The sequence below is a fragment of the Pseudoalteromonas holothuriae genome (assembly GCF_945859825.1).
Taxonomy (GTDB): domain Bacteria; phylum Pseudomonadota; class Gammaproteobacteria; order Enterobacterales; family Alteromonadaceae; genus Pseudoalteromonas; species Pseudoalteromonas holothuriae.
On record NZ_CAMAPC010000011.1, the window covers coordinates 93,937 to 111,899 of the forward strand.

The following is a 17,963-nucleotide window of genomic DNA, read 5'->3' on the forward strand; positions in this document are numbered from 1 at the left end:
AATTGCGCTATGTAAACACTATATCGGTAACTATAACAAGATTAAAAGAAAATAAGGGGATCGCAATGGCGTTTGATCAAGATATGATGGCTGAGCTTACTTTGTTGGCCAAATTTCCAAGAACGAGTATGCATCAAGGCATAAAAATACACAGCAGTGCGGAGCAAAATTTACGAGATGCGGCACAAAGGCTTTTTGATAAAGGTATCATTGATAGCCCAGATGGTGGGTATCTCACCGATCTGGGATTAGACTTGATTTCACATTTAGATCAAGTTCATTGTGCTTTACAATAACTCTACTGTGCGTCAGGTTGGTTTTCTGGTGCGGCATCTTTGAATGCCGCTAATTCATTGCAGCGTTCATAAATAGCAGCTATTTTTGGATATGCTGTCATATCTACTTTAAATCTAATTGCATTGAATACTTGGGGCACTAAACATGCATCGGCTAGAGTCGGTGTATTACCAAAACAAAACTTACTATCACCTAACATAAGCTCAAGCTTTTTAAATCCTTCAATAACCCAATGGCGATACCAAGTGTTTTTTTGCTCATCATCTACACTCAATTCTTGACTTAAATATTTTAAGACACGAAGGTTATCGATTGGGTGAATGTCACAAGCTATGGCATAACAAAAGTTGCGTACCTGTGCTTTTTGCCAAGGATCGCTTGGTAAAAGTGGTGTGTCAGTATGTGTTTCTTCTAACCACTCTAAAATAGCCAAAGATTGTGCTAACACGCCTTGTTCGGTTTCTAGTGCTGGTAATAGCCCTTGTGGATTTTTGCTATTGTAACTTTCGCTTTGTTGTTCAGACTTTAATAAGTTTACACCGACTAATTCGTGTGTAATATTTTTAAGGTTTAATGCAATGCGAACACGGTACGCCGCAGATGAGCGAAAATAAGTATATAATTTCATTTTTTTCCTTAATCACGACAAAAGGCACCTATAGAGTGCCTTGTATAATTTACGTATATACAGCTTACGCGCCTTTGTAGTATTTTTTAATACCTTTCCAGCAATCTAAGTAGTTTGGCTGACGCTCTTTACCTTCAAGTGCGTACTTGGTCGGCGAAATCACATAGCGAGACTCAAACATAAACGCCAAGGTGTTTTCATAGCGTTGTGGCTCAAGTTCAGCATTTGATGCTTTTTCAAAGACATCCGCTTCAGGACCGTGCGGAGACATGCAATTATGTAAGCTCATACCACCGGGTACAAAACCATGCTCTTTAGCATCGTATACACCTTCAATTAAGCCCATAAATTCACTCATGATGTTACGGTGATAGTATGGAGGACGGAAGGTGTTCTCTGCTACCATCCAGCGTGGTGGGAAAATAACAAAGTCGACATTTGCAACACCTGGCGTGCCTGACGGTGAAGTCAGTACCGTGAAGATTGACGGATCTGGGTGGTCAAAGCTTACTGTATTCATCACATTAAATCGTGCTAAGTCATACTTGTATGGAGCGCTGTTACCTGTCCATGCAACTACATCAAGTGGTGAGTGGCCAATATCGCAACAAAATAAGTTGCCATTAAATTTAGCAACGAGTTCAAAATCACCTTCTTTGTCTTCAAATGCCGCAACAGGGTATTGGAAGTCACGCTCATTGGTGTAACCATTTGCGCCTACAGGGCCACGCTCAGGTAAAATTAATGGGTTACCATAATTTTCACAGATATAGCCACGCACTTGCTCACTAATCAGTTCAACAGAGAACTTAATACCACGAGGGATAACTGCGATTTCGCCCGGGCGAATGGCAAGCTTACCGCACTCAGTGTGAAGGACTAGTTCACCTTGCTGTGGTACGAATAGCAACTCACCATCAGCATTGTAGAAGTAACGACCATCCATAGAAGCATTGGCGACATACACATGAATACCAATACCCGCTTGGCCGTTGGCACTGCCGTTTGCTGCCATGGTGACTAAACCATCAACAAAGTCGGTTTTTTCCGCTGGAATATCAATTGGGTTCCAACGCAACATGGTAGGTGGTGTTGGCACTTCAGTAATAGGCGCTGTTCGCAACAAGCCATTGTCCATCGCTTGGTAATCGCCTTGTACAACAGAGGGGCGAATGCGATAAAACCAGTTTCTGCGGTTCTCGTCACGTGGTGCAGTAAATGCGGTGGTATTATATTGCTCAGCGTATAGGTCGTACTTTACCTTTTGTGGCGAAAATTGACCAATCGGTAAAGCACCCGGTAATGCTTCGGTTTCAAACTCGTTACCAAAGCCTGTTAGATATTGAAATTCGTTGCTCATATTCTTTAGCTCCTTAGTAGATGTTGTTAATTTACTCTCATGTGAGAGTATTATCAAGTGTATTTAACCATTAAATATGTATATAATTTTTTACGCATGTATGAATGCATGGCCAAGAGTTGAGCGAGATGTTATTAAAAATAGATGAATTTTTACCTTATCGATTAGTAAAGCTAGCAAACAAAGTAAGTAGTGCATTTTCTAAGGTGTATTTTGAAGAGGCAGGATTAACTGTACCGCAGTGGCGTGCAATTGCCCATTTAGCTCAGCAAGAAAGCTGCTCAGCAAAACAGTTGTGTGATTTAGCCGAAATAGATAAATCAACCATGTCGCGTGCGGTTAAACAGCTAACGGATAAAAACTGGATTGAATTGTGCGCAGACCCAAACGATAAAAGAGCAAAGCGACTGAGCTTAACCAAAGAAGGCGAAGCATTATATGCGCAGTTATCACCAAAAGCGCTTGCATGGGAAAACAATCTATTAGCCGAATTGTCGGAACAAGAAAGAAAAGCGCTGGTAAGTGTGATGAATAAACTAGAAAAACAAATTGATACATAAAAAATAAAAAGGCCAACAGGATGTTGGCCTTTAATCTTTATGCACTAATCAAATAAAGATTAGAACGTGTAACGGATACCGATTTTAGCTTGCCATGCTGACGAGCTTTTAACGATTTTATCGTAGTTGCGAACGTCAGAGCCTTGATAACGCTGATCAATGATGAGCCTGTTATCTTTTGCATCAACAGTGATAAGCTCACCTGTGTCGCGATCAGTATACTGATTAGGGCTTAAACCACCAAAATCATACAACTTTTGATCTGAGTAAGAAATCTTCTTCTCGATACCCCAATCGCTATTAAGTAAGTTAGTGAAATTTTCAATCATGAAGTAAATTTCACCTTTGTGACCTTTATAGAAACCAGGGATCTCTTGTTTAAAGCTCACGTCCATCGTTGTAACCCAAGGTTGAGTGCCCGTATTACGGCCCAACAATTGACCACGTTCTGAGATACCAGCTCGGTTCAGCAATGTCTCAAGCTCATTCCAAGAAAGACCTGATTCTTCCCAGTCTACATTCGGATCGTCAGCACCCGTTGGAATATATGCTAAGTAAGCAGAAGTACCCGCGAAGTCACGCGTATCACCAAAGTCATAATCGTTGTAAGAGCCCATGGTGTAGCTAAATGGGCGACCAGAACGGCGCTCGAAGAATACGTTGAATTTAGACGCGTAACCTTCAAAGAATTCAGTTTGATAACGTAAGTTTACTTTGAAGCTATGTTCAACTTCATAGTGACCACGGCCAACCAAATCGACGTTACGGCTATGTGTAGTTGCATGCTTGTAGTTACCATCAGCAGTTGATGCGCTACCCGGTGCCACATCTTCAACATCTTGGTGTGTATAACTTGTTGAAACGTACAAGCCATTATCCCACTCTTTTGCAAGCGCCGTAGAGAAGATAATTGAACGAGCACTATCATCAGCATTTGTCATCATAATGTCGTAGTTATCTCTTAAGTCACCAGAGTACTTGTTGTCATAGATAATACGACCAGTTGCTGAGCGAACGATATCACCATTTTTATCAAGTTTTGGCGTAATTGAAGTGTTGTGCCATACCGCTTCGTTTTCTTTCTTGTGGTACGCAAGCTCCGCACTCCACTTAAAGCCGTCACCTAAAAGCTCTGAATCAAAATCATACTCAAAACCTACTTGAGCACGAATGCTTGAAGGTAGTTTAAAGTTAGGATCTGTGTAAGTTGTACTACCCGCACCTTTCTCTAAAGAGTTGTTAACTTGCTCTGGTACACGAGTGAAGTCAACTTGGTTAACATTTTCAAAGTATGCATCAATCGCATTTTGTGATGCACTAACGAGCGTTATACCATCATTCTGGAATGGGTTGTTATACCAAACGTTTGGAATACCCCCTTGGAAGCGGCCAATACCACCATTAATCGTTAAAGACTCGGTTGCGTAGTACTTGAAGCCAACGCGAGGCAGGATAATATCAACGCCATCCAAGTTTTCTTGGTTTGTATGACCATAAGTGTTTTGGAACGCGGTATTTAGCGTAGGTTTATCGTCTGATGATAAGCGCTCGTAACGAAGACCAGCGGTCATTTCTAAATCATCAGTTGGATAGAACTTATCTTCAATGTAAAGTGCCATCTGAGTACGAGTTGCATCGTAGGCTAAATCGTTAGCATTGCCTGTGTATGCATTTGTATAAGAGAACTGGAATTCATCACGGAAGTTCTTATGCAGTGTTCCCGCTTCAAAATCATCAATGCTACCAAATGTCCAAGAACCTCTAGAACCTCTAGCATATAAGTTATAAAGACGCATGTTATCTAGCTGTGCACCGAAGTTAATTTCGTGCTCATCTAACAGGTAAGTTGCGTCAAAAGTAAGCGCCAGTGTTTCTGTTTCTGATTCGTTTTCATGACGATTGAGTCACGGCCAAATTCGAATGCATCACCGCGGCCACCTTCACGGTAAACCTTGATTGAACCTAGGTCGTTGTTAGAAATACTGTCATTAGTTACATTTTTGTATGCTAAACCGATTTCTGAAGAGAAGTCACCTGACCAATCTGAATATAGTTTTGCCGCAAAATTGTTGAATTTAGTCGTGTACTGGTAACGCTGAGAAGCCATTTTAACTGTTGAGCCACCAGTAGCGAAACCTCTCGTTTCTTCTTCGTCTTGCCATTGGTAAGTGAAGTCAGCACGGTGAAGGTCATTGATGTTCCAGCTCAATTTTACAAGTAAACTGTCACTGGTATCTTCTGGGTTACCACCAAAGCTGTCTTGCAGGCCATAAGTGTTATTTAACGTTGAAATAAAACGATTGTAGTCGTTTTCAGTTACGTCAAACTCATGAGCTGTACCAGAGCCGTCGAAACCGTAATCCATATCCATCTCTTGTTGCCAAGAGTTGTAGTTTACGAAGTAAAAAAGTTCATCTTCGATGATTGCGCCGCCGGTGCTAAAACCAAAACGTTTTTCAGTAACAATTGGATCTGTACTTGAGGTTTCAAATGTTTTGTGGCCGTCAGCATCAAGAACATTGTCGCCAGCACGGTGGGTACGCTCACCAGCATCGTTGAACACATCTTCTTTGTATTTTACTTCAGAGACATTGTCTACTTTGCCAGCTAGGCTTGGTGTGCTTGTTTCGTAGAAGCCCGTAAATGTGTACTCGTTAGAGCCAGATTTAGTAACTGCGTTGATAGTACCACCGCCAAAATTACCCTTTTTAGCTGAGAAAGGGGATGCATCCACAGAGATTTGCTCAACTGCATCTAGTGCAACAGGTGGTTGTGAAGTAGGGTAACCACCAAAGTTCAAACCGAAGTCATCATTTTGACCAATACCGTCTACCGTTAAACCATTTGATCTAGGGTTTGCGCCAGCAATAGTTAGCTCGCCGTTACCATTGATGCTTGCGAGTGGGTTTAAGCGTGCAACGTCTTTAATATCGTTATTGAAACTTGGTACATTCGCGATTGTTTCAGCGCCAAATACGCTGTTTGAACCGCCAGCTTGTTGTACGATTTTATAACCTGTAACTTCAATTTTTTCTACTTGTTGTAGTGGCTGAAGCTGGTTAATGATGCGGTGAGTATCACCAAGCTCAAGGAAGATATTATCTAGTTGAGCATCAGTATATTTATCTGAGTCTAGTACGACGCGATAAGGACCACCAACGCGTAAACCTTTTGCAATGAACGCACCAGAGTCATTCGTTTTAAAAGTACTGATTGTGCCCGTTGGTTCGTGAATAACTGTAACTTTAACGTTAGCAGCGGCATCGCCAGTTGGTGTGGTGATTTTACCACGCATGGCAGATGAGGTGTCAGCAGCAAAGGCGCTTGCTGATACGCCAAGAGCGATTGCTAAAGCGCCGGCCACTTTAGTTAAGCGAACGTTTTTCATTGTGTTGTTTCCCGTGTGTTTAGGTTGTGTTGATTTAAAGTAATTAATGCCAAATGAGCGCGTCCATGTACAAACTCATCTAGGCATAATAAAAAGTTTGCCTATTAATGTGATTTTTGCATTATGAACAAGCTAGAGCGGTAAATTGGTAAGTAATTATGCACTTAGGTTCATTAAAAAGAAAAGGCCAACAGGATGTTGGCCTTTCGTATTTATGCACTAATCAAATAAAGATTAGAATGTGTAACGTACACCAAAGCGCATCTTCCATACAGAAGGACCACGCTCTAGTGATTGCTCTGCTGCTGAGCTAATGAAGTCTGAGTAAGTAAATTTACCCGTCTCTTCATTTTTAGCAACTTTGATTACGTGGTTGCCTACAAAGTTACCCTTGCGTAGTACACCCCAGTCGTCGTTAAGCAGGTTAGTTAGGTTATCAATAACAAAGAATACTTCACCTTTGTGCTCAGGCATAAAGCCAGGCAGCTCTTGTGATACGCGGAAGTCGAACTTAACAAACCAATCAGCATTTTGGCTATTACGAGCAGTAATAGCACCACGCTCTAGGTTGTTAGACTCAACAAAGTCGTTGAACGCTTTTTCATCTTCAGCGGATGCAAATTCAACCATAGCGTCATTTTTAAGTGGTACGTAAAGCAATTGGCGCCCACGTGAGTTCCAACTTACATCACCATAAACATCTCTATCGCTTCGAGAGAATAAGTAGCTGTATGGCTGACCTTTACTTGCTTGACCAAATAGGTTGAACCTAGTTTGATAGCCGTCAAAGAACTCAGTTTTATAGCCTAATTGTAAAGTAAAGCGGTGTGGTACTTCGTAATCAGAGGTTGCCAATGATGGTGCCATTGGGTTACTAACAGCGATGTTACCGTAGTTAGAACCAGCAGTTGAGCTTGTCATTGGGTTAATGTCTTTAGAGTCTGTATATGCATAAGACAGAGTTAAATCAATACCGTTGTCAAATGCTTTTTGCATCGCAAGCGAGATGATTTGAGACTCGCCGTCTTTACCGTTTACATTACCTAGTACATACTCATGGTCACGTTTGTCTTCACTATCAACATTGGTTAAAACTACGCGGCCATCAAGTGGGCTATAACCGGCTTCACGTAAAGCGACATCACGAATAAGTGCTGAATCTTTTTTCTTGGTGTATAACCAGTCAGCGCTGAATACATAATCGTTTTGTGTGGTATAAGTTGCACCAAGTGAATATTTCCACTCTGAAGGGATTTCAAAGTTAGGGTCGATTGCATTCGCATCGCCATCACCTGCGCCTACAGCTTGTTCGCCAACTTTGTTATAAAGCTCTAATGGAATATCGTAACCTGGTGTACCACCATCAAAATTAGTCAGTGGAGTATCAAATAAATTCTCAAAGCCATCACGCACGCCAACTTGCGTTACACCGTCGTTAGAGTAAGAGTTAGAGATCCAAACATTCGGGTTACCACCTGAGTAAAGACCAAAGCCACCACGTAACTCTAGTGCTTCGTCAACAAACCAGTTAAAACCTACGCGAGGTTGTAAAAGGTCGATGCCGTCCATGTTTTTGGTGTTGGCAAATCCATAACGTTTGTGGAAGTTAGCGTTATATGTTGGTGAATCATCACTTGCGTAACGGTCGTAGCGTAAACCGAATAGTAATGTTGCATCAATATCAGTAAATGAATACTCATCTTGTACATAGAAGGTATGCATTTGATAAGAGAACGTTGCCGCTACATCATTTTGGTTATTGGTGCCTGCAGCGTTGTTGTAGTAAACACGGTCAACTTTACCTGCTTCATAATCATCGATTGAATCGAAACGAAATTCACCTTGAGTATGCTGCATAAACAAGTTGAATACGTTAAGGTCAGTATACTCATAACCTGCAGTGATGGTGTGTTGATCAAGGTAATAAGTACCAGCAAGTTTAATTGCTAGGTTATCCCAGTCTAAGTCGTTGGCATGACGTGAGTCATCAGGACCAATGTAAACTGTTGCATCATCATCGGTTGTAATTTGGAACTCACCAAAACCACTTGCTGCATCAATAGCCGCTTGTGTAAAGTCTAAGTCTGATTTAGAAACACGTACTTCAGTTGAGAAGTCAGAGCTCCAGTCAGAATATACCGAGCCTACAATGGTTGTAAACTCAGCGCCACGCTTGTAGAAATGGTTTGATAATGGAAGCTGACCTGAACTTTCGTCTGATTGGCTTAACGCAAAACCATCATTGAAGTTATATACAAATGTTGCACGGTGGTCATCGTTGATGTTCCAATCAAGCTTAACAAGAATCTTTTCATCTTCTACCGGCATGCTAGGTGGCAAAGTGCCAGGGTCATAGTTGTATTTGTTTTTGGTGATATCAATTATTCTATCTAATTCAGCTTGAGTTACGCGACCAAGTGCGTTGTAGTCAAATTGCTCAACACCTTCTAATTTTTCATAAGAAGTGAACAAGAATAAAGTATCTTTAATAAGTGGCATGCCAACATCAAAGCCATAACGCTTTTCAGTATAGTCGCCTGTAGGTACATCTTCGCCTTCAATTTTGTCGCCACGTAAAGAGTCGTTGGTATAGTCGAAGAATACGCCGCCGTGCAGTTCATTAGAACCAGACTTAGTTACTGCGTTGATGTTACAAGACGTGAAACCACCGTACATAACGTCAAATGGTGCCAACTCAACCGCTACTTGGTCGATTGAATCAAATGAGAAAGGAGCACGAATTGTTGGATAACCATTTGAATTGAGACCAAAGTCATCATTCATGCGAACACCATCAACAGTTAAGCTGTTGAAACGAGGGTTACCACCACCACATTGAATAGCACCTCGGCTTTCGTCTACATATACACGAGGGTCTGCACGTACGATGTCTTTAAGGTCGCGGTTTATAGCTGGAGCACTTTGTAAATCATCTAGTGTAAATGTTGCAGCTGGGCCCGTACCGCCAGACATCTGGCTGATAGCGCGACCTGTTACTACTATTTGCTCTACATCTTGCAGCGTATTAAGTTGAACGTTAACCGGGTAAGCTTCACCTAACGAAAGTTGAACATTTTCAAGACGCTGGTCTTCAAATTTGTTTGAATCAACAGTTATTTGATAAGGACCACCAACACGAAGGCCTTTGGCGTTGAAGTAACCGGCATCATTCACATCTACAACTTTTACAGAGCCCGTTGGGGTGTGCAAAATTGTAATTTTAGTGCCAACGGCAGGGTTGCCTTGAGGTCCAGTAATTTGACCCTTAATAGACGAAGAAGTCTCGTTTGCTACAGCAACACCACTCATGCCTAAGCTGGCTGCAATAGCTAGCGTTAGTGCATTTTTGCGTAGTTGGTATTTCATTTTGTTGTTTCCCGTGTTTAGGTTGTTTCAATTTTAATATTTAGTTTTCGTGCTTACTTAGTTTCAAAGCAGAAACTAGGGGCTGCGCGTTTTTATCAAAAATTTGATTTAATAAACCAGCTAATCTAATCCCACCTTGTTGCAGGCGGGTTTTGACTGTTGGCATATATTTGTAAATGTACCCGTAACTTATGTCAGTTTCATTTAAGTTATAAATTTTTTCAGAAATATTATGTGATTCCAGCAACCAATCTGCAGGTTCACTGTCTAAGTACTCTTGTATAATAGCTTTATTTGACGTTTTTATGAAACTTGTAAACTCACTGTAAGAAAGTCGCTCATTTTCAATTAAGCGAGTATCCCATGTACTATGTAAATTAGTTTTATCACCGAAGAATGTAACGCTAATTTTATTACCACCGTGGTCATCAGCGCGGCCAGCATGAAAAGGTTGGTGGCTGTCGCCAACAAGGTGAACTAAAAAACGCAGCGCAAAGCGCTTTTCATCTACCGAGGTTTTTTCAGATTCTAGGGTATTAATACCATAATAAATGCCATCAAGAATGTTCTTCACTTGCTCTTTTGAAGAAATATTGTGATGAACATGCTGATGCATGTTGTCAGCGTCTTTTATATTTATATAGTGCCATTTGGATGACTTCTTTTTCCAAAAAGTACTTTTGTTAGAGCGCATTTCGTCCGCCCAAGTTGATACTTCAGCAAGTGAATCGCCTTCTAATAATGGCTTTAGTGCGTGGGCGGTAGTAGAAGTAAGGTGCTGCGTTGCTAATTCGCCAACTATTCGGTGGCCGTTTTGGCCCCAAGCGAGTACTTGTGATGAGGTAACAATCGCCGTGGCGATCAGCAAGTTAGATATATTTTTTGTTAACATGACTTTTTACTCTGCGTAAAATGCGATAGGCAATCGCTATTTCAATAAGGTCAATTGTCCGTGTTTTTCAACAAAACAAAAGGAGTCAATGGTATTCATAATTTCTTGTTAATAAATTATAATAAACAATAGCTTATATTGATTAAGTAAAATTACCCATTGTAATAAGTAAGGAAAATTGTTGTAATGGAGAGGTCTATAGAATGAGAAGCGTTGAGTTTTGAATAATATCTATGTTTTGCATAAAAAAACGACATTCTTTGTAGTGTTTTTACTCTTGTTGATATTTACCTGGGCATCGCCCAATGTACTGGTTAACAGTGAATTAAATAAGCTTTCACCTGTAAGTGCCTATTCGTATACATGTAAAATTAATCGCGAATCAAATTTAAGGGTCTTTAGAGTACATGTCCCGGTGCAGGGGCTAGCTAAAAAACTTTATGATACATTATGTGATAACAATGTATTGGCTAAGCAATATGACTCAGTGGAAATATACTGGGGTGGAAGCCTTGCTGGACAAATAGAGTTTTTAGCCAAAGGTATTGCTGATTTGATTCTAAGCAAAGATAACGTGATGGAAGCGATGATGGCAGAGTCTACCCAGCATTACATGCCACTAATAGGCTATCCAAGTTACACCGCGTTTTTTATTTCATCCAGAGAGAAGCCAAAGATTGAGAAAGCATATTTTCTCGATAAAACCATTGGCTTAGTCGATTACCCAACTAGTCGTTCAGGTCATATTTTGCCTAAACAAGTGTTTAAGCGCTTAGATATAGATTTATCAACGCTGAACGTGGTTTATGCAAGCTCTCACAGTGCGCTTAGAGAGTTACTGTCTAAAGGTGACGTAGACATCATTGCCTCTTATTGGCAAGAGCGCGATCAGCAGCGATTTTCGCAAAACTATATTACTCCAATTGCAGACAATGTTACAGGGAGTAAGTGGTATCTCAAAATGGTTGATGAGAACACCGATTTAGCCTGTGCATTACAAAATACGATTAGCGATGTGGTAAATAAAATGCAATCTAATTACTTCAGTGGTTTAAATCACTACTGGCAATGTGAATCCGTGCCCTATGGCTTAATTGAAGGTAAAGCAAGTGAAGAATAAGCAGCGCCTATTGTTCAGCTTAATATTACTGGTTGTAATATTTTGCTTATTATTCAGCTTTTCACAAAGTTTGCTTATTAAGCGAGATGCAAAATTGGATTTGAGAACTTTGGCTACGAGAGTCGCATTAGACCTAGAGATGTTGCCAATTGCCGATCCTTTATTTAATTATAGTGGCGATAAAAAAAGAACCGCTAAATATATATTAGAAATTAATGATAAGCTCCAACTGAATAAGTCTCGTATTACCGTGCTTGATATTGTTAGCGTAGGAAGTACAAACAAAGCACCCCGAGAAAATGCCTATTTATTAAAATCAGCACATAAGAATGTTGCACTGCTTTATGATATAAACACCCAACACAGCTGGATAAGCTATATTGTACCTGTTACCTTCGCAATTATGGCGTGGGTACTGTTCATTAGGGCCTTTATTTTAAATCGCCAACACTCTACAGAACAGCCAATTAGCACTGAGCTAAATAAGCCTAAGCTAGTTGTTAACCTACACACTAAATGCATCCACCTAAGCAATAATCAGTCACAACAGACTCAGCTTGCGAATAAGCCGCTGTGTTTTTACATTGCACTGGTAGAGTTTTGTGATAAAAATGCAGATGTTGTATTAAACCCAAATAAAGAGGCGCCGGAGGCGTTACTAATAATTGCAAATAGGTATTTTGAGCGTTTAACAGTTTTAGGGCATACCGTTAGAAAGAAACCAAACTTTTCTAGCAGCCTAGAAAAAACACTCAGTGAAATACGTGCTGCATTAGATGAAGCCTTAGTCGACAATCCTGATTTAAAAGCTAAGTATTATCCTCCAAAAGCATATGGAGAAGGGTCTCGTTCTAAATTACACAGCTATGGGTTATCTGAAATTAGCTTTGATGATGTTCAAGTAATAGGAAAGTAGTTAGGGAGGCTATAAACGCCTCCCTTAAATTAAAGTGAATTGACTTTAATAGGTGAGTATTTTTGTAAATAGGCTTTTAGTACGTCAGCGTCAGTCATGCTGGTTGGCTTAAAGCCCTCTAAAGATGATAGGTTAGGATAGCCATCGCCACCTGCTGCATTGTAGCTATTGATACTCATACGATAGCGGGCATTTAAGTTCAGTGGTTCATTATTTATCATAATATTACTTAATTCTCCATCGATTATGTCAAATGAGAGTTTATGATATTGTAAATAAGCGCCTGAATCTGGGGGGAAGCGGGCGACAATATTTAAATAGTCATATAAGTCAGCGCCGCTCCATTGCATTACAGTAATACGATTTTTAAATGGGTGTACTTTTAACACGTCTTTATAACTCACTTCACCAGTATCAATGCTGTGGCGAATACCACCACCGCTTATGATGCCAAAATCTGCATCGACCGAGCTCATTTGCGCTTTGATAATTAAAGTCGCCAAGTTACTTTGTTTAAAACGTACTGTTGAACGTTTTCCATCTAGGTAACCATCAACATAGCCAATACTACCTTTGAGCTTTTTCTCTCCAAATGTTTGGTATGGTTTTAAAAAAGCTTTTAGTTCAGGGTCTGGCTGAATGTAATCGTTGATATATTCACCATCGGCATTTTTTAAGTTGACAGGAATTAGCTCATAACTGAGCAGTGTTTTGACACCGTTTTCAATTTTAAACTCAGCTTTGCCAACATACTTTCCCCATTCATGTGCTTGCATTATCCACACACCGTTTTGTTGATCAGGTGCGCAGGCTTTGCCAGGCGCAAACTGGTTATCTGGCTTACCTTGAGCATCGATACAAACAGGCTCTTGAGAATGGCCACCAATTATCATATCAATGGTATTAGGCGCTATATTTCGTGCCAATGTTACGTCACCAGGGGCGTTTATACCAAAACTCGCGTCATGAAAGTGACCCATATGTGTAACAGCTATTACTACATCAACATGATGTTTAGCTTTGAGTGAATCAACAACTGAGCTAAGCGCAGCAGCTGGCTCGGCAAAAATAAGGTCGCCTAAGTACTGCGGGTTAGCTATTTTGGCGGTATCTGTGGTGGTTAAACCAACAATAGCTATTGATAACCCTTGCTTATTAACAATTGTGTAAGGCTGATAAGCGTGGCTATTGTCTGCGGCATGTAAAATATTTGCAGAAAGTAGCGGGAAATTAGCCCATTTTTGCTGTTGCTCAAGTACGTTAAGGGGATTGTCAAACTCATGGTTACCGATTGCCATAGCATCATAGCCTAGCAAGCTCATTGCTTTGAAATCGGGTTCGGCTAACTGTAAATCTGATTCTGGTATACCTGTGTTGATATCACCCCCAGACAATAGCAAAACGGCATGACCTTTGTGCTTTGCTTGAGTACGCAGTTTATCTAATAAGGTCTTACGCGCAGCCATACCATATTCGCCTTGTTCGTTATGCCAAAAGCGACCATGGTTATCGTTGGTGTGTAAAACAGTCAGAAACTGTGGGCTACCTGAAGGTGAAAGCTGACAAGAAGATAGTAAGATGCAAGTAAACATCGTAAAAATAATGCGCATATAACTCTTTATAAGGGTAAACTAACTATGCGCCTATTTTAAACTAAAAACTCTAAAGAGAAACCTATAAAATTATGAATTTTTAGTGTTTTTGAAAGTGGCTAATACGGCATCTTCACGGCGTAACAATTCTTGCCTTGCTAGCTGTGATTTATCGTGATTTATTTCAACCATCCAATTTAAAAAGCTAGCTGGTAATCTTGTATATGGCTCCCCTATATGAAGGCCAAAGTCACATATTGGCATTTCATTGTTCATTATTATTATCCTCTATGTTTGTATGCGCTACATGCTAACAAAATACACAGTTAATTAAAGAACAAAACGTTACGCATTTAAGGTTTTTAATACCAATTGGTTATATTAATGTTACCAGCAGCGATAGCCACTGTAGAAAAACAAGCCCGCAGCCAATTAAAAACAGTCTAAAGCGTGTTTTTATATGATTATTTGTAATGTGTACAATGCTATGAGCTATGCGGGTAACTACAAACAACAAGCTACTGATAGCAAAAAACCAACCAGCATTATTTAAATGTAATGCTAATAGAGCCACTACAAAAAATAGTACTGGCACTTCAAATTGGTTCTCAAAGTTTCGACTGGCTAACAATACCGCCTCTGGTGCGTGGTTTAGTTGCATGGTTTTGAAGTCTTCTTTTTTGAGGTTACCCTCACGCGCCGCTTCAAAGCGTCTTCGACCCATAATAATCATTATCCAAAAAGTGAGAGTGGTTTGTACAAACATCGAAATGATAACAATAAATACTGGTGAGATGAGCATAATGCATAGTCCTTGGTTTACAGAGTGTTACAATCAATTCTGTTTAGTGGTTGCAAATTGTAACCATAGTAAAGACTATGAGTATTATAAGGCAAATATAAAATGGAATGGTTATGAAAAAGTTTCTAGCTGTTGGTGTATTTACTCTTTTGGTAAGTACGGCATGCACTAATTTAAATGATAAAAGTAATGTTAGTGTAAAACAGACCGCGCTGATCAGTGACAAGCTGATTACTAGCCCAAATGATGACCGTGATTATCTGACAATGACTTTAGATAACGGTATTGAAGTTATTTTGGTTTCAGACTCAAGTATTGAAAAATCTGCCGCTGCGCTCAGTGTGGGTGTAGGTATGTTACAAGATCCAATGATGCAACAAGGTATGGCGCACTATTTGGAGCACATGTTATTTTTGGGTACTGAGCGTTTCCCCCAAACCAATGGTTACTCTGATTTTATGAGTGAAAATGGTGGCGCGCATAATGCTTATACTTGGCTTGATATCACGAACTATATGTTTAAAGTTAATAATGATGCTTATGATGAGGCATTAGAGCGTTTTTCGGACTTCTTTAAGGCACCTAAGCTTTATCCTGAGTACATAGATAAAGAACGAAATGCGGTTAATGCCGAATGGTCTATGCGCAAAGAGTCAGACTATTCAGGGCAGTATAAGCTAGCGCGAAACATGCTAGGAGAGCACCCAGCGAACCGATTTATCATTGGTAATACGCAAACGCTTAGTGACAAAAAAGACAGTAACCTACACAAAGAAACCGTCGATTTTTATAACCGCTACTACAGCGCTAACATAATGAAAGTAGCCATGATCTCAAATGAATCTTTGGCTGAAATGGCAAGTAAGGCAAATAAACATTTTTCAACAATAAAAAATAAAAACATTGCAAAGCCTGAAGTTAATACAAAAATAGACTTTACAAAATTAGCTAAAAAGCGTGTTCACTATAAATCTAATGAAGATGTAAAACAGTTAAAAATTGACTTTACGATAGAGAATAACCAAGACCAATTTGCAGTTAAACCAAATTACTTTATCACCTATTTGATTAGTAATGAAATGCAGGGAAGTCCCGCTCAAGTATTAAAAAAGCAGGGTTTAATATCTCAACTTGCCGCTTATTCATCTGTTGATGTTTATGGTAATTACGGCACTTTGCTAGTAGATATTGAACTGACCGATAAAGGGATGAAAAACCGCGAAACAGTGGTTGCGACAGTAATGCAATATATTAATTTGATTAAACGTGAAGGAATAGATAGTAAATATTTTGATGAAATCAGAACTTCGCTTAATAATCAGTTTCTTTTCTTAGAAAAAGGTGATGAATTTAGATATGTGAGTAATTTAGCCGGTAGTATGCAAGACTACCCAATTAATCACGCAATTAATGCGCCTTACTATTATGCAAAATTTGATAAAGAGGCAATTGAACGTGTTCTAGAGCAACTGACTAGCGAACATTTGCGTGTCTGGTATATCAGTAAAGATGAACCAACAGACAGTGCTCTGCATTTTTATGATGGACAATATAAGATAACTGATATTACCGAACAGGAAATAGAAAGCTGGAAAATACCCAGTCAATTTGCACTTGAACTTCCGAGTGTAAATAAATTACTACCAGAGCAATTTGCAATAAAAACGACACCAGAGCAAGCGAGTAAGGGAGTTCAAAAAGTATTTGATGAGCCTGGCCTTACTATTTGGCATGCGCCAAGTGAGCGGTTTATGCACCAACCAAAAGGCAACTTAGATATATACATTAACTCACCAGAGCCGATGACAAATATCAAAGCGGATGTTGCATTGTCTGTTTGGTCGGATTTGTTCGCTATTGCGCAAAGCAGACTTCAAACTGAAGCAAATGTAGCGGGTATGTCACTAAGACTATCTCAAAACATTGGTCTGGTTTTAAATGTGTCAGGGTTTACGGATAAACAACCACAATTACTTTCTCAAGCAATGCAAAATTTGAAATTGTCAGTGACTCAAGAAGAGTTCGAGCAGGCATTAGACAGGTATCGTCGTGCAATCATAAACCAAGGGCAACAGCGCCCAATGAACCAAGTCTTTGGAAAATACAGCAGCCTAGTTAAATCTGGGAGTTATGATCCCAATCTGTTGCTCAAAACCGCACAAAACTTGTCGTTGAATGAATTTAACATTATCCAAAACCAGTTATTAAAGCAAAATCAAGTTAGAGTGTTTGGTTTTGGCAATTATAGTCAAAGTGATTTAGAAGCCGTTGCAAAAGTTATTAAGCAAGCTCTACCTAATAGGTTGCGTGTTACCGAGTACACTAAAGTTAAGTATTGGCAGCCTAAAGAAGGCGAAACGTTTGTGTGGCAAGAAGATATTGATATGGCAGATGTGGCATTGATAGATGTTTTGGTCCACCCTAAACCTGGGTTCATACAAAAAGCTGCTGCAAGGGTATTGGTAAGGCATTTACGCAATCATATTTTTGATACTTTACGTACACAAGAGCAGTTGGCATATATGGTAGGAGCTACGTCAGCGAGCATAGACGAATATTCTGCGTTAGCAATTTATATACAGACACCCGTTGAAGATGTTCAGAGTATGCAACAGCGTTTTGATAGCTATAAAAAGGAATATGGCAAAGTACTTGCGGCTCTTGATAATGAAATATTTTTACAGTTAAAAAATGCCAGCATAGTGTCATTGAAAGAAACCCCTAAAAACTTAAGTGACGAAATATCGCCACTGATAAATGACTGGTACAAAGAAAACTTTGATTATGACTCTAAGGATAAACTTGTTGCAGCGCTTGAAGAAGTGACTATAGCGGATGTGAAAGCTTTTTATCAACAAACTATGCTAAATGACAACGCATCTCGGCTGAATGTTCAAATGCGTGGACACAAGTTTAAAAATAAACCTTTTGCGCAGTTACCAAATCAAACTAAATTGTCATCTATCGAAGATTTTTATCGACGTATTGCTTATCAACATTAAGCAACAAACCAGCATGCGCTTAGTGAGCACATGCTGGTTT

12 protein-coding genes and 1 pseudogene are annotated in these 17,963 nt (G+C 39.8%); 5 read left to right on the forward strand and 8 right to left on the reverse strand.

Annotation, left to right across the window (positions count from 1 at the left end):
* The first annotated feature begins 65 nt into the window (after nucleotides 1-65).
* Entirely contained in the window at nucleotides 66-296 is a 231-nt protein-coding gene (locus OCI93_RS13960) for a TIGR02647 family protein (protein WP_261591455.1), read from the forward strand.
* 2 nt (nucleotides 297-298) lie between these two features.
* Here the strand turns inward: OCI93_RS13960 and maiA are convergent, their stop codons facing one another.
* Together maiA and hmgA are read right to left on the reverse strand one after the other, a co-directional pair.
* On the reverse strand, nucleotides 299-925 hold the full coding sequence (gene maiA, locus OCI93_RS13965; RefSeq protein ID WP_261591456.1) for a maleylacetoacetate isomerase: 627 nt from the start codon (nucleotides 923-925) through the stop codon (nucleotides 299-301).
* Between the two features lie 64 nt (nucleotides 926-989).
* Nucleotides 990-2,285 (reverse strand): homogentisate 1,2-dioxygenase, encoded by a 1,296-nt coding sequence (gene hmgA, locus OCI93_RS13970; protein WP_261591457.1) that lies wholly within the window; start codon nucleotides 2,283-2,285, stop codon nucleotides 990-992.
* A gap of 128 nt (nucleotides 2,286-2,413) precedes the next feature.
* Between hmgA and OCI93_RS13975 the strand changes: the two genes are divergently transcribed.
* Nucleotides 2,414-2,845, forward strand: coding sequence for a MarR family winged helix-turn-helix transcriptional regulator (locus OCI93_RS13975; RefSeq protein WP_261591458.1), 432 nt, complete (start codon nucleotides 2,414-2,416; stop codon nucleotides 2,843-2,845).
* A gap of 59 nt (nucleotides 2,846-2,904) precedes the next feature.
* Here OCI93_RS13975 and OCI93_RS13980 read toward each other — a convergent pair.
* From OCI93_RS13980 to OCI93_RS13990, 3 genes and pseudogenes are all read right to left on the reverse strand, one after another.
* Nucleotides 2,905-6,233, reverse strand: a pseudogene (locus OCI93_RS13980) (TonB-dependent receptor).
* A 234-nt stretch (nucleotides 6,234-6,467) separates the two neighbouring features.
* Nucleotides 6,468-9,599 carry a TonB-dependent receptor gene (locus tag OCI93_RS13985; protein WP_261626647.1) on the reverse strand — a complete coding sequence of 1,044 codons (3,132 nt, stop codon included), beginning with the start codon at nucleotides 9,597-9,599 and terminating at the stop codon, nucleotides 6,468-6,470.
* A gap of 40 nt (nucleotides 9,600-9,639) precedes the next feature.
* A complete protein-coding gene (locus OCI93_RS13990; protein ID WP_261591461.1) occupies nucleotides 9,640-10,491 on the reverse strand; it encodes a S1/P1 nuclease in 852 nt (283 codons plus the stop codon).
* A gap of 487 nt (nucleotides 10,492-10,978) precedes the next feature.
* On the opposite strand from OCI93_RS13990, the gene OCI93_RS13995 reads away from it, so the two are divergent.
* Together OCI93_RS13995 and OCI93_RS14000 are read left to right on the forward strand one after the other, a co-directional pair.
* Entirely contained in the window at nucleotides 10,979-11,611 is a 633-nt protein-coding gene (locus OCI93_RS13995; protein ID WP_261591462.1) for a type 2 periplasmic-binding domain-containing protein, read from the forward strand.
* Entirely contained in the window at nucleotides 11,601-12,527 is a 927-nt protein-coding gene (locus OCI93_RS14000) for a hypothetical protein (protein WP_261626648.1), read from the forward strand. Before OCI93_RS13995 ends, OCI93_RS14000 begins: the two co-directional genes overlap by 11 nt.
* Nucleotides 12,528-12,556: 29 nt before the next feature.
* Here OCI93_RS14000 and ushA read toward each other — a convergent pair whose 3' ends face one another.
* The 3 genes from ushA to OCI93_RS14015 all read right to left on the reverse strand — a co-directional run bounded on the left by ushA (nucleotide 12,557) and on the right by OCI93_RS14015 (nucleotide 14,921).
* A complete protein-coding gene (ushA, locus tag OCI93_RS14005; RefSeq protein ID WP_261626649.1) occupies nucleotides 12,557-14,137 on the reverse strand; it encodes a bifunctional UDP-sugar hydrolase/5'-nucleotidase UshA in 1,581 nt (526 codons plus the stop codon).
* Nucleotides 14,138-14,209: 72 nt separating this feature from the next.
* A complete protein-coding gene (locus tag OCI93_RS14010; RefSeq protein ID WP_261591466.1) occupies nucleotides 14,210-14,395 on the reverse strand; it encodes a hypothetical protein in 186 nt (61 codons plus the stop codon).
* A gap of 100 nt (nucleotides 14,396-14,495) precedes the next feature.
* A complete protein-coding gene (locus OCI93_RS14015; RefSeq protein WP_261591467.1) occupies nucleotides 14,496-14,921 on the reverse strand; it encodes an MAPEG family protein in 426 nt (141 codons plus the stop codon).
* 113 nt (nucleotides 14,922-15,034) lie between these two features.
* Here OCI93_RS14015 and OCI93_RS14020 point away from each other — a divergent pair, with 113 nt between their 5' ends.
* Nucleotides 15,035-17,923: an insulinase family protein gene (locus OCI93_RS14020; protein WP_261626650.1), complete on the forward strand. Its 2,889-nt coding sequence runs from the start codon at nucleotides 15,035-15,037 to the stop codon at nucleotides 17,921-17,923.
* The last annotated feature ends 40 nt before the right edge of the window (nucleotides 17,924-17,963 follow it).